The 14,377-nt window shown below is 70.1% G+C and carries 14 protein-coding genes; 5 read left to right on the plus strand and 9 right to left on the minus strand.

What is annotated here, in order from left to right:
- Window positions 1-3: 3 nt before the first annotated feature.
- Window positions 4-573, plus strand: coding sequence for an isochorismatase family protein (locus F4559_RS27115; RefSeq protein ID WP_184673392.1), 570 nt, complete (start codon window positions 4-6; stop codon window positions 571-573).
- A gap of 50 nt (window positions 574-623) precedes the next feature.
- Here the strand turns inward: F4559_RS27115 and F4559_RS27120 are convergent, their stop codons facing one another.
- From F4559_RS27120 to F4559_RS27135, 4 genes are all read right to left on the minus strand, one after another.
- Window positions 624-1,286, minus strand: coding sequence for a hypothetical protein (locus F4559_RS27120; RefSeq protein ID WP_184673394.1), 663 nt, complete (start codon window positions 1,284-1,286; stop codon window positions 624-626).
- Window positions 1,287-1,423: 137 nt separating this feature from the next.
- Complete coding sequence (gene wecB / locus F4559_RS27125; RefSeq protein WP_184673396.1) at window positions 1,424-2,584, minus strand: non-hydrolyzing UDP-N-acetylglucosamine 2-epimerase; 1,161 nt, start codon at window positions 2,582-2,584, stop codon at window positions 1,424-1,426.
- A 54-nt stretch (window positions 2,585-2,638) separates the two neighbouring features.
- Window positions 2,639-2,806: an LAXTG motif-containing small protein gene (locus tag F4559_RS27130; protein WP_184673399.1), complete on the minus strand. Its 168-nt coding sequence runs from the start codon at window positions 2,804-2,806 to the stop codon at window positions 2,639-2,641.
- 1 nt (window position 2,807) lies between these two features.
- The gene (locus F4559_RS27135) at window positions 2,808-3,578 is read right to left on the minus strand and encodes a choice-of-anchor protein CoaP (protein ID WP_184673401.1); all 771 of its coding nucleotides are present in this window, start codon (window positions 3,576-3,578) and stop codon (window positions 2,808-2,810) included.
- Between the two features lie 266 nt (window positions 3,579-3,844).
- On the opposite strand from F4559_RS27135, the gene xrtP reads away from it, so the two are divergent.
- The 4 genes from xrtP to F4559_RS27155 are packed head-to-tail and all read left to right on the plus strand — an operon-like array spanning window position 3,845 to window position 8,291.
- Window positions 3,845-4,363: an exosortase P gene (gene xrtP, locus F4559_RS27140; RefSeq protein ID WP_312865845.1), complete on the plus strand. Its 519-nt coding sequence runs from the start codon at window positions 3,845-3,847 to the stop codon at window positions 4,361-4,363.
- Window positions 4,360-5,718, plus strand: a complete 1,359-nt coding sequence (locus F4559_RS27145; protein WP_486374941.1) for an XrtP-associated glycosyltransferase — start codon at window positions 4,360-4,362, stop codon at window positions 5,716-5,718. The genes xrtP and F4559_RS27145 overlap by 4 nt, the downstream gene beginning before the upstream one ends.
- Window positions 5,719-5,751: 33 nt before the next feature.
- A complete protein-coding gene (locus F4559_RS27150; RefSeq protein ID WP_184673405.1) occupies window positions 5,752-7,776 on the plus strand; it encodes an ATP-dependent DNA helicase in 2,025 nt (674 codons plus the stop codon).
- A complete protein-coding gene (locus F4559_RS27155) occupies window positions 7,773-8,291 on the plus strand; it encodes a P-loop nucleotide/nucleoside kinase family protein (RefSeq protein ID WP_221447393.1) in 519 nt (172 codons plus the stop codon). Before F4559_RS27150 ends, F4559_RS27155 begins: the two co-directional genes overlap by 4 nt.
- Here the strand turns inward: F4559_RS27155 and F4559_RS27160 are convergent.
- From F4559_RS27160 to F4559_RS27180, 5 genes are all read right to left on the minus strand, one after another.
- Window positions 8,269-8,958, minus strand: coding sequence for a peptidyl-tRNA hydrolase (locus F4559_RS27160; protein ID WP_312865846.1), 690 nt, complete (start codon window positions 8,956-8,958; stop codon window positions 8,269-8,271). The two genes, F4559_RS27155 and F4559_RS27160, sit on opposite strands and share 23 nt — an antisense overlap.
- Window positions 8,955-10,169 carry a phosphoserine phosphatase SerB gene (gene serB, locus F4559_RS27165; protein WP_184673407.1) on the minus strand — a complete coding sequence of 405 codons (1,215 nt, stop codon included), beginning with the start codon at window positions 10,167-10,169 and terminating at the stop codon, window positions 8,955-8,957. Before serB ends, F4559_RS27160 begins: the two co-directional genes overlap by 4 nt.
- Window positions 10,170-10,252: 83 nt before the next feature.
- A complete protein-coding gene (ctaD, locus tag F4559_RS27170; protein ID WP_184673409.1) occupies window positions 10,253-12,040 on the minus strand; it encodes an aa3-type cytochrome oxidase subunit I in 1,788 nt (595 codons plus the stop codon).
- Between the two features lie 279 nt (window positions 12,041-12,319).
- Window positions 12,320-13,759, minus strand: a complete 1,440-nt coding sequence (locus F4559_RS27175) for a helix-turn-helix domain-containing protein (RefSeq protein ID WP_184676269.1) — start codon at window positions 13,757-13,759, stop codon at window positions 12,320-12,322.
- A 105-nt stretch (window positions 13,760-13,864) separates the two neighbouring features.
- Window positions 13,865-14,119, minus strand: a complete 255-nt coding sequence (locus F4559_RS27180) for an Imm1 family immunity protein (protein ID WP_184673411.1) — start codon at window positions 14,117-14,119, stop codon at window positions 13,865-13,867.
- Window positions 14,120-14,377 lie beyond the last annotated feature (258 nt).

A 14,377-nucleotide genomic window follows, 5' to 3' on the forward strand; every position in this document is an offset into this window, starting at 1 on the left:
GTCATGACCAAGGCACTGATCGTGGTCGACGTGCAGAACGACTTCTGCGAGGGCGGATCGCTCGCGGTCACGGGCGGCGCGGCCGTCGCGGCGGCGATCTCCGCGCACGTGGCGGCGGGCGGGTACGACCACGTCGTGGCGACGCGGGACTACCACGTCGACCCGGGCGACCACTTCAGCGAGAACCCCGACTACGTCGACTCGTGGCCGGTGCACTGCGTGGCCGGGTCGGCGGGCGCGTCGTTCCACCCGGAGTTCGACGTGACGCCGGTCGAGGCGGTGTTCTCCAAGGGCGCCTACGCGGCGGCGTACTCGGGTTTCGAGGGCGCGTCCGGCGCGGGTGAGGCGTTGACCGACTGGCTGCGCGCGCACGGCGTCGACGAGGTGGACGTCGTGGGCATCGCGACGGACCACTGCGTGCGGGCCACGGCGGTGGACGCGGCCCGCGCGGGCTTCGCGACGCGGGTGCTGCTGGACCTGACGGCGGGTGTCGCGCGGACGACCGTGGACACCGCGCTGGAGACGTTGGGCGCGGCGGGCGTGGTGCTGGAGGGCACGCCCAGGGTCGGCTGACCGAGGTGGTGCGGGGGCCGGTGCGCGGCCGGCCCCCGCCCCCGGTCACGTCACGGCGTCGGCGAGCAGGCCACGTGGCCGAGCACCACGTCGCCCGTGATGCCCGACGCCGGGGTGAAGCGGATGTGCAGCAGGTTCATGTCCAGGCTGCCGTCGTTGGGGTTGGGCAGCGTGATCTCGCTGAACGTCGCGGTCGCCAGCACCGTCGTCCCGCGCTTGATCGGCAGCACGTAGTTCGCCGGGATCTGCGCCGGCAGACCCGTGAACCCGGACAGGCCGCTGATCGACCAGCCGGCCGTGGTGCCGCCCTGGGTGGCCGAGCACGTGGACCGCCAGGACCCGACCTTGAGCCGGGGTCCGCTCTCGGACACCAGCGCGGACAGCTCGAAGAGCGTGCCGTTGGCCTCGGACCTGGTGCTGGTGGTCTCCTCTTCGGGGTCGACGACCGTGGTGGTGCAGGTGGAGTACCCCGGGCCGAACTTGACGCCGGTGTCGGACTTGCCGATGGTCGACCGGTACGTGGTGCCGTCCACCGCGCACTGCGCGAGGTCCGCGATGTACGACGTGTCGCCGTCCTCGACGAAGTTCGCCGCGCCGACCGACGCGATGCCCGGCGGGTTGTCCGCGAGCGCGGGCGTCGCCGTGGCGAGCAGTCCGGTGACGAGGGCCGCGGCGACGACCGCGGCACGTCGATGCGCTCGGTTGTGGTTCATGGTTTCTACGACCTTTCGGAAATCGCCCCCTGCCGCGAATCATCGAACGCCGGAACCGCTCCGCTAACACCTCAAACAAAATGTCACCCAAAGGGGAATAATGCGCACCCGTTGGTGATCAACGTGACGGAATGCAATCAATACGGCCCACAGGACGACGAAACAGATTCGCCTTCGACGGCCACACCGACCAGTCGTTCCAACGCTTTCCGCACACGCGACGCCGCCGCACCATCCCCGAAGGGATTGCGCCCACGGGGAAGCCGCAACCGGGAGTCGAGCACCCAGGCGGCCTCGGCCACGATCCGGTGAGTGTCGGTGCCCACCAGCCAGGCACAGCCCGCGTCCACGGCACACATTCGCTCGGTCGTGTCCCGCAGCACGAGCACGGGCACGCCGAAGGACGGTGCCTCCTCCTGGATGCCACCCGAATCGGTGAGCACGACCGCGGCCCGACGCAATGTGCGCACGAGATCGGGGTAGTCCAGGGGTTCGGTGACCACTATCCGGTCATGGCCGCCGAGCACGTCCCGCACAGTGGAGCGCACGGCGGGATTCGGGTGGGCGGGCACGAGCACGTGCACGTCCGCGTACCGGTCGGCGATCGCCCGCACGGCCGCGAGCACGCGTTCCAGCGGCACGCCCCACGACTCGCGCCGGTGCACGGTGACCAGCACGAGCCTGCCGCCGCGCGCGTCGAGCACCCGTTCCAGCGCGGCCAGGTCGGGGTCGCGGGCGGGCAGGTCGGCGGCGGACACCCGTTCCACCGCGTCGACGACCGTGTTGCCGGTGACCGTGATCCGGCTGTCCGGCAACGCCTCGCCGAGCAGCGCCGAGGCCGCGTCGGCGGTGGGCGCGAGGTGCAGCGCGGCGATCCGGGCGATCATCTGCCGCGTGCCCTCCTCGGGGAACGGCCCGGCCAGGTCGCCGGTGCGCAGCCCGGCTTCGAGGTGCGCCACGGGTACGCCGCGCCAGAACGCGGCCAACGCGCCGCCCAGCGCGGTGGTCGTGTCGCCCTGCACGACCACGGCCGCCGGGTCGCGTTCGCCGAACAGGTCGTCGAGCCGCACGACCAGCCCGCCGAGCAGTTCGGCCTGGCTGCCCAGGTGCCGGGGCACGCGCACGACCACGTCGGGCGCGAGGCCGAACGCGTCGAGCGCCTGCTCGACCATGCCCACGTGCTGTCCACTGTGGACGATCACGGGCCGCAGCACCGGGTGGTCGGCGAGCGCCAGGGCCACCGGTGCGATCTTCACCGCCTCGGGCCGGGTGCCCGCGAGCAGGAGGACTTCCTTCACCAGCTTGCTCCTCTCGGGCGGGGCGGGACCCGGCGCGCGCCGGGTCCCGCCGCGCTACTCGCCGTGGTCGACCCGCCGGGTGCGGGCGGCGTGCAGCAGGAACGCACCCGCCACGAGCAACGCCACCCCGAGGACGACCCACCACGTCACGCCCGCACCGGTCGCGGCGAGGGCGCTGACGCCCGTGCCGGCCGCGATTCCGCTCCCGGGGACCTTGTACACGTCAGACCGCCTCTGCGCGGCGCGGCCGGAGCGTGATCAACGCGGCCGGCACGGCGAACAGCGCGAGCATGCCCAGGCCCAGCCACAGCCCCGTGCCGGAGGCCATCGGGATGGGCAGCGCGGCCGGACCGCAGGTCGCGGACGAGATCACGACATCGCCGGTGCCGAGGGCGCCGAGCACATCGGCGAGCAGGGTCAGGTGCAGGGCGTTGACGGTGAGGCTGCCGTCGGTGTTCGTGACCTGCTCGTTGAGCACGAGCTTGCCGACCACCACGTTGAGGACCTTGACGTCGATCGTGGTGTTGGGCGCGGCGTTCGCGTCGACCGGGCCGAGGGAACCGAGGTCGACGTCGGTGAGCGTGGACTTGCCGGTGATGCCCTGCTGGGTGGCCGTGCACTCGGCCGCGATCACCGACGCCGTCACGTCGCCGACGACCGGGCCCAGGACGCCGACCTCGGCGTCGACGGTGCTCGCGCTCGCGGTCACCGCCCCGCTCTGGTCGTCCCGGGACGCCGACGCGGTGACCACGCCGGTTCTCAGCACACCCGGTTGGTCGACCGACGCGACCGACGCGCTGGTCGGCCCGTCGGAGTCCGCGACGGCCAGCGGTCCGACCTGCACCGCGGCCTGGCCGAGCAGGGTGACGGCGACGTCGACGCCGAAGGCCGACGCGTCGCCGGGCGAGGCGGAAGCGGGGGTCGCGCCGACGAGCAGCGCCACGACGGCGGCCAGTCCGGCGACGCCGGTCCGACGGGTCATTCGCACACGCATGGAGTTCCTTTCCGAACAAGGTTGTCGAGCCGAATGCCCCTATCGGCGTTCCTTCGGTCGGATTAAAGGTTGCTGCCCGTAAAGGGGGACGGGCGCCACCCGGACCGCGCAGTCGGCCCGACACACGGGCACACACGGTGGATTCATCGCTCGAAAATGGGGTCATTTGTCACCCGTTCCGGCAGTACTGATCCCGAGGCCTGGCGCCGATGTCCCCTGTCGTAGCCCTATCGGGCGGCCCTCGGTCGTATGAAAGGAATCCTTTCGTGGCGTTTGCCGTGCCTCGTACCGCCCATCTCAACCGGGTGGTCGTCGTCGCCCTGACCGTGGTCGCCACCGGACTGGTGCTCGCGCACCGTGCCTATCGGACGGTCGAGATCTCCCTGTCCGGCCTGCTGCTCGACGCGCTGAGCGGGTACGGCGTCGAGGTCGTCGCCGACCGGCAGACCGTCTACTTCGGACTGGGCTCGGACACGCCGCTGGGCCTGCGGATGACCCCCGAGTGCACGTCGGCGTTCCTGGTCGTGCCGCTGCTGGTCATCGGCGCGGTGATGACCGCGCTGCGGCCCCGGATCACCCGCCGCGTGCTGATCGCGCTGGGTGTCGCCGCGACGGCCGTCGTCGTGGTGAACCAGCTGCGGGTGCTGACCCTGGTCGGCCTGGTCGACTGGCTCGGCGTCGACCGGGGGTACCACTGGGGGCATACGCTGCTCGGCTCGATGGTCAGCGTGTTCGGCGGCGCGGCGGCGCTCGTGGCGTTCGTGTGGCTGGCGACCCGGCGGTGAACCTCGACGTCGTCCTGGGCTTCACCCAGGCCCTCGCGTTGACGATGAGCGTCGCGTTCGTGACGTACGTGCTGCTCATCGTCGTGCCGTACCTGCGCCGCACGCCCGCGCCCACCGGGCGGGCGGCGGCGTTCGAGTGGCACTTCATGGTGCCGTGCCGCGACGAGGCGGCCGTGATCGGCGACACCATTCGCTACCTGCGCACGACGTTCGCCATCGCGCACGTGTGGGTCATCGACGACGACTCCGACGACGCGACCGTGGGCGTGGTGCGCTCGTTCCGCGCGGACAAGCACGTCCACCTCGTGCGCCGGTACCGACCGCTGGCCCGCACCGGCAAGGGCGACGCGCTCAACGACGCGTACCGCACGCTCAAGCAGTGGATGGGCCGGCACGCCGACCTCGACCGCGCGGTGATCGTCGTGGTGGACGCCGACGGCCGGCCCGCGCCGAACTGCCTGGACGTGTGCGCCGCCGACCACCTGTTCGGCGATCCCGGCGTCGGCGCCGTGCAGGTGGACGTGCGGATGGTCAACACCGGCGTGCGGCAGGCGGGTGTGACGTCGTGGCGCAGTCGGTTCGGCGCGTTCCTGGTGCGCATGCAGGACCTGGAGTTCCGCACGGCCATCGCCGCGATCCAGCTCTCGCGCGGTGTCACGGGCACGATCTCCATGGGCGGCAACGGGCAGTTCACCCGGCTGTCCGCGTTGGACACCATCGCGGGGCATGCGGGGCAGCCGTGGCGCGGGTCGCTGCTGGAGGACTTCGAACTCGGCGTGCACCTGCTCACCGCGGGCTGGCGCACCGGGTTCACCCTGGACACCCACGTGCACCAGGAAGGGCTCTACAGCCTGCGCCGGTTCCTGGCGCAACGGACGCGCTGGGGCCAGGGCACGATGCAGTGCATGCGCTACATCAAGCGCATCTGGGACTCGCCGCACCTGTCCACGCTCGGCGCCGCCGAGATGCTCTACTACCTGGCCCAGCCGTGGATGCAGCTACTCGGCACCCTGATCTACCCGATCCCGATGCTGCTGCTGGCGCACCGGTTCGTGGTCGACCCCGGCGAGGTGTGGGGGTGGTTCACCGGCGGCGCGTGGGTGCTGTTCACCGTCTACGGACTGTTCGGGCTGCTGCCGTTCGTGCTGTGGGGGCCGGTCTACCGGGCGCGGTGCGAACCGGGGACCGGGTTCGTACGCGCCCTGGCGTACGGGTTCGGGTACGCGCTGTACATCTACACCTTCTACATCACGTCGTGGCGCGCGGTGACCAGGTTGGTACGTGGCCGCAACGGCTGGACGAAGACCAGGCGCAACACCGAGCGGGTCGTCGGCAAGGTGGCCCTCGACCACTGATGCTGTCGGTGCCGGGCGGTACGGTCTCGGGTCGTGCCCGCCATCACCCTGCCCGACACCGCCACCCTGCTCGCCGTCGCCGTCGAGGCGGTGGGCGGCGCCGAACGCACGGGCCAGGTGGAGATGGCCAGGGCCGTCGAGCGGGCCATCCACACCGGCGAGCACCTGGCCGTGCAGGCGGGCACCGGCACCGGCAAGTCGCTGGCGTACCTGGTGCCGGCGTTGCGGCACGCGATCGCCGAGGAGTCGACCGTGGTCATCTCGACCGCGACCATCGCCCTCCAGCGCCAGCTCGTGGACCGCGACCTGCCCCGCCTGGCCAAGGCGTTGAAGCAGGTGCTGGGCCGCGAACCCCGATTCGCGATCCTCAAGGGCCGCCGCAACTACCTGTGCATGCACCGGCTGCACTCGGGTGCGCCCGAGGAGCCGGAGGAGGCGGGCCTGTTCGACCCGTTCGCCGTGTCCCGCATGGGCCGCGAGGTGAAGCGGCTGCACGAGTGGTCGTCCGACACGGAGACCGGCGACCGCGACGAACTCGTGCCGGGTGTGACCGAGCAGGCGTGGAAGCAGGTCTCGGTGACCGCCCGCGAATGCCTGGGCGTGGCCAAGTGCCCGATCGGCGTCGACTGCTTCGCCGAACGCGCCCGCGCCGAGGCCGGCCGGGCCGACGTCGTGGTGACCAACCACGCCATGCTCGCCGTGGACGCCCTGGAGGGCTACCAGGTCCTGCCCGACCACGACGTGGTCGTGATCGACGAGGCGCACGACCTGGTCGACCGGATCACCTCGGTGGCGACCGAGGAGCTGAGCGGCACGCTCGTCTCGACGGCGGCCAGGCGCTGCGGACGCCTGATCGACCAGGACGTGGCCGACCGCCTGGCCGAGGCGGGCGACGGGTTGGCGATGCTGCTGGAGGACATGCCCGCCGGTCGGCTCGACGCCCTGCCGAAGGCGCTGGCCGGCGCGTTGGCCGCGACCAGGGACGCCGCCCACGCCTGCATCTCGTCGCTGGGACCGGAACGCAAGGAGGACGTGGACGGCGCCACGTCCCGCAAACTCGCCCGTTCCCTGCTGGACGACGTGCACGACTGCGCGGTCCGCATGCTGGAGGCGTTCGACGAGGACCACGACGTGGTGTGGGTGTCGGGCGACTTCGCCGACCGGGGCCGGGCACCGTCGCTGCGGGTGGCGCCCCTGGGCGTGGGCGGTCTGCTAGGGGAACGGCTGTTCGGCAAGCGGACGACGATCTTGACCTCCGCGACGCTGACGTTGGGCGGCACGTTCGACACGTTGGCCCGGCAGTGGGGGCTCCCGGCCACGTCGACGGCGGTCGCCACCCAGGGGATGGCGACGGCCAAGGAGGCCCCGTCCGACCTGACCCCGGTGCGGTGGACCGGGTTGGACGTCGGGTCCCCGTTCGAACACGGCAGCAGCGGCATCCTCTACGTGGCCCGCCACCTGCCCGCACCGGGCCGCGACGGCCTGCCCCCGGCCTATCTCGACGAGTTGGAGGGCCTGGTCAACGCCGCCGGCGGCCGGACGCTCGGCCTGTTCTCGTCCATGCGGGCGGCCAAAGCGGCGGCCGAGGCACTGCGGTCCAGGCTGGAGTACCCGGTGCTGTGCCAGGGCGACGACTCGACGGGACAGTTGGTCAAGCGCTTCGCCGAGGACACCCGCACATGCCTGTTCGGCACCTTGTCGCTGTGGCAGGGCGTGGACGTGCCGGGCCCGGCGCTGCAACTGGTGGTGATGGACCGCATCCCGTTTCCCCGCCCGGACGACCCGTTGGCGTCGGCCCGGCAGAAAGCGGTGGAATCCCGCGGCGGCAACGGCTTCCTGACCGTGGCCGCGACCCACGCCGCCCTGCTGCTCGCCCAGGGAGCCGGCCGCCTGCTCAGGTCCATGAGCGACAAGGGCGTGGTGGCCATTCTCGACCCGCGCCTGGCGACGGCCAGGTACGGCGGCTTCCTGCGCGCGTCCCTGCCACCGTTCTGGACGACCTACGACCCCGAAATCGTACGGGCCGCACTGAAGCGCCTGGACGCCACCGGCAAGTGAACGACGCGATGCTGGTCGTGATGAGCGGTGCGCCCGGAGCGGGGAAGAGCGCGATCGCGAGGGGCATCGGACGGACACTGGGCGCCCCGGTGATCAGCGTCGATCCCGTCGAGGCAGCACTGTGGCGGGCCGGGATCGACCGGACCCAGCCGACGGGCCTCGCCGCCTACACGGTGGTGGAAGCGGTGGCCGAAGAAGTGCTGACCGGCGGGCTGCCGGTCGTGGTGGACGCCGTCAACGCGGTGGAACCCGCGAGGGCCATGTGGCAGGACCTGGGCGCCAGGCACGGAATCCGGGTCGAACCGGTGAAGGTGGTGTGCTCGGACCCGGGCGTCCACCGCCGCCGACTGGAACACCGGAGCCGCGGCATCGTCGGCTTCCCGGAACCGACGTGGGAGGACGTGCTCGCGCTGGAGTACGAGCCGTGGGACGTGTTCACCGTGGACACGGTCCGCCCGCTCGACGAGTGCGTCGAGCAGGCGGTGCGCCACCTCAGAGCAGGGCCGCGACCGTAGCCGTCCCCGGAGCCACCTCGGTGAACCCCGCATCCCGCACGACCACCGGATCAGGCCCCGCCACCAGGAGATCCCAGTCCGCAGGGGACGGCGTCCGCACCGCGGTCCGGAACTCCACCGCCGCCCACTCCTTCAACTCCGCGGCGGACAACCGCGGCGCCAGGATCATGGTCGCGTGCCCCACCTGGGCCGCCGCCTTGCCCGCCGTCATCTCCACCCTCGGGTTCACCCAGAGCACCCGCGCACCTTCCGGCACCGGACCGGGAGTATCGGGAGGCAGATCGCTCCCCGCCACCTGGAGTCGCGACAGCTCCTTGGGCAACTCGGTCACCGGACCGGGCACGAAGGCCCGCACCGACGCCGTCCCCACGGTGATCGTCACACCGGGCAACTCCTGCACAGCCGCCCAATGCGCACCCCGAGCCCGCCGCGACACCTTGCGGATGCGGCCCCTGATCCACGCCTCCAGGGCCGGGTGCCACTCGCCATCCACCGCGGCACGGTCGTCCAGGCACACGGCGATCGCGGCAGCGGCAGCGGCCTCCAGCACGTCCGTCCGCGACGGCGGGTCGGCGCGTTCGATGCGCAGCACCATGGGCATGGCACGCACGACGTCGCTCTCGGTGGAGTAGTCGCGGCGGGCGATGAGGTCGAGCAGGTCGGTCACAGGCGGGTCAGCTCCAGTCCGTCGGCGGCGTCGGCGGCCTCCACCTCGGCCCGGGTGACGCCGAGAACGAACAGGATCGCGTCCAGGTAGGGGTGTGACAAGGCGGTATCCGCGACCTCCCGCAATGCGGGCTTCGCGTTGAACGCGATGCCCAACCCGGCCGCGCCCAGCATGTCGATGTCGTTGGCGCCGTCGCCCACGGCCACGGTCTGCGCCAGCGGGATGCCCTGCCGCTCGGCGAACCGGCGCAACGCCACGGCCTTGCCCGGCCGGTCCACGATGTCGCCCAGCACCCGCCCGGTGAGCCTGCCGTCGACGACCTCCAGCTCGTTGGCCGCGCAGAAGTCCAGGCCCAGGTCGTCGACCAGCCCGGCGATGACCCGGGTGAACCCGCCGGACACCACACCGCACTTGAAGCCCAGCCGCTTGAGGGTGCGCACGGTCGTGCGCGCGCCGGCCGTCAGCTCCAACGACCCGGCGACCTCGTCCAGCACCTTCTCGTCAAGCCCTTCGAGCAGTGCCACGCGCCGCCGCAGCGACTCGGCGAAGTCCAGCTCGCCCCGCATCGCCGCGTCGGTGATCTCCTTGACCTGCGGCTCGCAGCCCACGTGCGCGGCCAGCATCTCGATGACCTCGCCCTGGATCAGGGTCGAGTCGACGTCGAACACCACCAGCCGCTTGGCCCGCCGGGTCAGGCCCGCCCGCTCCACGGCGATGTCCAGGCCGCCGCGCACCGACACCTCGGCCAACGCCTCGCGCAGCTGCGCGTCGGCGACCGCGGTGTCGTCCGCTACGGAGACCCGCAGCTCGAGGCCGGTGACCGGGTAGTCGGCGACGCCGCGGATCGCGTCGATGTTCACGCCCAACGCGGCCAGCCGGCGTGCCACCCCGGTGAACGCCCGCGCGGTCACCGGCCGCCCGAGCAGGATCAGCACGTGGCTGGACTCCAGCCGCGCGGTGCGCTTCGAGTCGGCCCCGATCTCCACCTCGACGTGCATGGACACCGTCGCCATGGCCTGCTCGACGTTCTCCTGGAGCCCCTCGGGGTCGTGCTCGGCGGACACGAGCACGCCGAGCACCAGTCGGCCCCGGATGACGACCTGCTCGACGTCGAGCACGTCGACGCCGTGCCGGGTGAGGACCGCGAACAGCACCGAGGACACGCCGGGCTTGTCCGGTCCGGTGACCGTGATCAAAACGGGGATCGCCACTTCGTCGGCTCCTTTGCCCGAAACAGCGACGAGCCCCGCCGACACGGGAGTCGGGCGGGGCTCGTCGTCGAACCTTGCTCAGGCTACTTGTGGTCGCCCTCGGTCTTCTCCGAAGCTGTGCCCGATTGCACAGCGTGAGCCGCCGCCTCGAACGGCGTCGAGTGCGCCTGCTCGTGCGGGATGGCCTTGCCGGTGAACGTCACGTGCGCCTCGGCGTGGATGCGCTCGATCATGTGCGGGTAGTGCAGCTCGAACGCCGGCCGGGCGGAGCGGATGCGGGGCAGTTCGGTGAAGTTGTGCCGCGGCGGCGGGCACGAGGTGGCCCACTCCAGCGAGTTGCCGAAGCCCCACGGGTCGTCCACGTGCACGGTCTCGCCGTAGCGGTAGGACTTGAACACGTTCCAGATGAACGGCAGCGTGGACGCGCCGAGCACGTACGCGCCGATGGTCGAGATCGTGTTCAGCGTGGTGAAGCCGTCGGACGGCAGGTAGTCGGCGTACCGGCGGGGCATGCCCTCGTTGCCCAGCCAGTGCTGGACGAGGAACGTGCCGTGGAAGCCGAGGAACGTGGTCCAGAAGTGCAGCTTGCCCAGCGGCTCGTCGAGCATCCGGCCGGTGATCTTCGGAAACCAGAAGTAGATGCCGGCGAACGTGGCGAACACGATCGTGCCGTAGAGCACGTAGTGGAAGTGCGCGACCACGAAGTACGTGTCCGACACGTGGAAGTCGATGGCCGGTGCCGCGAGCAGCACGCCGGACAGACCGCCGAAGAGGAACGTCACGATGAAGCCCAGGCTGAACAGCATGGGCGTCTCGAAGGTGAGCTGCCCCTTCCACATCGTGCCGATCCAGTTGAAGAACTTGATGCCGGTCGGCACGGCGATCAGGAACGTCATGAACGCGAAGAACGGCAGAAGCACCGCACCGGTGGCGTACATGTGGTGCGCCCACACGGCCACGGACAGCGCCGCGATGCCCAGCGTCGCGTAGACCAGGCCGTTGTAGCCGAAGATCGGCTTGCGGCTGAACACCGGGAAGATCTCGGACACGATGCCGAAGAACGGCAGCGCGACGATGTAGACCTCGGGGTGGCCGAAGAACCAGAACAGGTGCTGCCAGAGGATCACGCCGCCGTTGGCCGGGTCGAACACGTGCGCGCCGAGGTGTCGGTCGGCGAGCAGGCCGAACAGGGCCGCGGTGAGGATCGGGAACGCCAGCAGCACGAGCACCGAGGTCACCAGGATGTTCCAGGTGAAGATCGGCATGCGGAACATGGTCATGCCGGGCGCGCGCAGGCAGACCACCGTGGTGATCATGTTGACCGCGCCGAGGATGGTGCCCAGACCACCGACCGCCAGGCCCGCGATCCACAGGTCGGCACCGACGCCGGGCGAGTGGATGGCGTTGGACAGCGGGGTGTAGGCGAACCAGCCGAAGTCGGCCGCACCACCGGGGGTGAGGAACCCGCTCAGCGTGATCAGACCGCCGAACAGGTACAGCCAGTAGCTGAACGCGTTCAGGCGGGGGAACGCCACGTCGGGCGAGCCGATCTGGAGCGGCAGCACGAAGTTGGCGAAGCCGAACACGATCGGGGTCGCGTAGAGCAGCAGCATCACCGTGCCGTGCATGGTGAAGAGCTGGTTGAACTGCTCCTGGCTGAGGAACTGCATGCCCGGACGGGCCAGCTCGGTCCGCATCAACATGGCCATCGCGCCGCCGACCATGAAGAAGGCGAACGAGGTGACCAGGTAGAGGATGCCGATCTGCTTGTGGTCCGTGGTGCGGAACATCCGCAGCAGGAACGAACCCTTGACCGCCTGGCGAGTCCCGAAGGGCCGCGTTGCGATCGGCTGCGGGGCTACGGCCGTCACTCCTGCCTCCTGCGCTGTGGTGGTGCTGGCGTCGCCGGAGGCGCGCCCCGGCTCATCGGATCGTAGACCGGGCGGTCGGGGGCGGCTCGGCCGGCCCGACCGCCGGATCATGCGAGGTAGCCCAGGTCACAACCGGTCCGGGGCACGCACGACCGCCGGTCACACCGTCACCGGGCGTCTCGACCGGGAATCGTCCGAACAGCCGTCGACCTGCGAGGGACATCCGCGCTGGTCCGACAACAGTGGACGATCACACGCCGGGATACCCCTACCTCGCGGTCACGCCTTGTCGACCAGGTCGCGGGACTTCACCACCGCGCCGACGTGGTGACGGAAATCGGCGACTTCGGGAATCGACTCGTGCCCGGCGCCCGCGTGGACCAGGCCGCGCAAACCCTCCGTGAGCCGGCTGGACTTGATCGTGCTCGCGCCGGCCACCGCGTCGATTCCGACTGAAACCGCCTGCGACGGATCGCCCGCTTTCATGGCCACCAAAGCGAAATCGATCTGCGCCAAGGTGCGTGAGCGCGCGTAGGCTTGACCATAGCCGTCCATCGCGATGGACAGCCTGTCCTGCGCTTCCGCCACGAACCGACCATGCGAAGCAAGGCCGATGAATACTTGCCCGACGGTGGCGGCATGCTCCGCGACATCATAATACGAGATCGCCGGCGGGTTCGTCGGGAAGTCAGAATCGGCAAATTCCCGATCGGCGACATCGATCGCCGAGACCGCTTCCGCCGTCCGACCCAGACGCGCCAGGGCGTGAGCGCGAAGGGCCGACAACATCGCACGTTCCGTCGCCACCAGGCGATCGGATCGGACCAAGGCCAGTTCGACCCGGGTCAGGCTGTTCTCGTAATCACCCAGCGCGAACTCCTGCCGTGCCATATCGGACAGGACGGCGGCACGCAAATGCCAATCGCCGGCCTCCTCGGCGCAGGACAGCGCGAACCGGAAGGTTCGACGCGCGTCATCGTGGGCACAGGCGTCGAACGCCATGAAAGCAGTGGTGTGCGCGAACCGGCACAATGCCGAGAAAAGTTCGGTCTTGACCCGCGGACCCGCGGCGCAGTTCAGCAGTTCGGCGGAGTTCCGGAGTTGTGCCACAGCGGCGTGACGCGCGACGTTCCCGCCGTGCAGGTGCTGCCAGTCGGTGATGAATTTGTCGGAGTCGAGGATCACTTGCACATGATCCATGCCGAGTACGCGCGGCACGGGGGCGGCCCCGATCGAATTCACCAATTCCGCCAGGGGAACGGCCGCTGTCGCGCCCATTATCTTGAGCATGTCACGCCGGTCCACGCGGTCCCCTTCCCCGATCACCACCGGAGCTTCGAGGTTCGCACCCCGATGCACCGGGGATACCGACTCAAGGCTACCACCAAGGAATGATGAAGTCATTGTTTCGCCGTTGATCACAGCAGGCGAAACAACGCCACCGATTACTTTTTCACGACGATAACGCTGCTCGACCTTGGCCCGTTCCCGTAGCCCGACCAGAACTCCGCCGGCATTCAAACCGACGTCGAGGGCACGCACCGGTTCAGCCGACGGAAGATCTCTCTGCGGTCGTTCGGCACGCGACACGTACTGCCGCGTGTAGCCGATGATCTTCGCAAGTTGCGGTTGACTGAGGCAGGCTTCCGCTCGCAGTCGCCTTATCTCCTCGGACAGCAGGACCGCCGCATCGACCAGCCGATCATCCGGCGGATCGATGCCATGCCCCTAGTTCGGCGGTTCCTGGCCGCCCTTGGCGACGCCCGTCATCTCGACTCCCTTGATCACGAAGGCGGCACAACCGGCTGCCTGATGCTCCGCGGGTCAGCGGACGCAGCCTTTGCCTACCGGGCATCCTGCCATCGCACACAGGTGGGACGCGCCCCGATCGACCTCGATACCCACGTCCAATCCTTGCGCGTACGGATCGCCCGACCGGTGCACCTCCATCAGGATGGGCGCCGCCGGCGGAGACTCGGCGCGAACACGGTCGATCAAGGCATCCACTTCGTCCACTGTGGATACAGTGCCCGGGGTGTCGCCGTGCTCGTACAGGTAGTGCACGTCCAGGGAACCCACTTCGAGATCCCACCCCACTCCCGCTCGAATCCGTCAGGACCATTGACCGTCATCGCGTAGCCAGGCGGGACAACCGCTCAGCGTCGCCCGGCAGGCGTCCTCAGCGGTTTTCAACGCAGCGACACCATCCTCGATCAACACTCTGTGATCATATTGCGACGGCCAGTCATCCCTACTCCGCCCCCACGACGTGCACTGTCGCGGAAACCCGCAGTTCACGATGGCTGCGGGTGCGCGTGGACGTGGTGCGAGTGGCGC

Origin of the sequence: Saccharothrix violaceirubra, from assembly GCF_014203755.1 — a bacterium.
Taxonomy (GTDB): Bacteria; Actinomycetota; Actinomycetes; order Mycobacteriales; family Pseudonocardiaceae; genus Actinosynnema; species Actinosynnema violaceirubrum.

What these genes read in the sequence shown, in the direction of transcription:
- F4559_RS27115 (WP_184673392.1), top strand. Translation starts at nt 4, where the DNA reads ATGACCAAGGCACTGATCGTGGTCGACGTGCAGAACGACTTCTGCGAG.
- F4559_RS27120 (WP_184673394.1), bottom strand. Translation starts at nt 1,286, where the DNA reads ATGAACCACAACCGAGCGCATCGACGTGCCGCGGTCGTCGCCGCGGCC.
- F4559_RS27135 (WP_184673401.1), bottom strand. Translation starts at nt 3,578, where the DNA reads ATGCGTGTGCGAATGACCCGTCGGACCGGCGTCGCCGGACTGGCCGCC.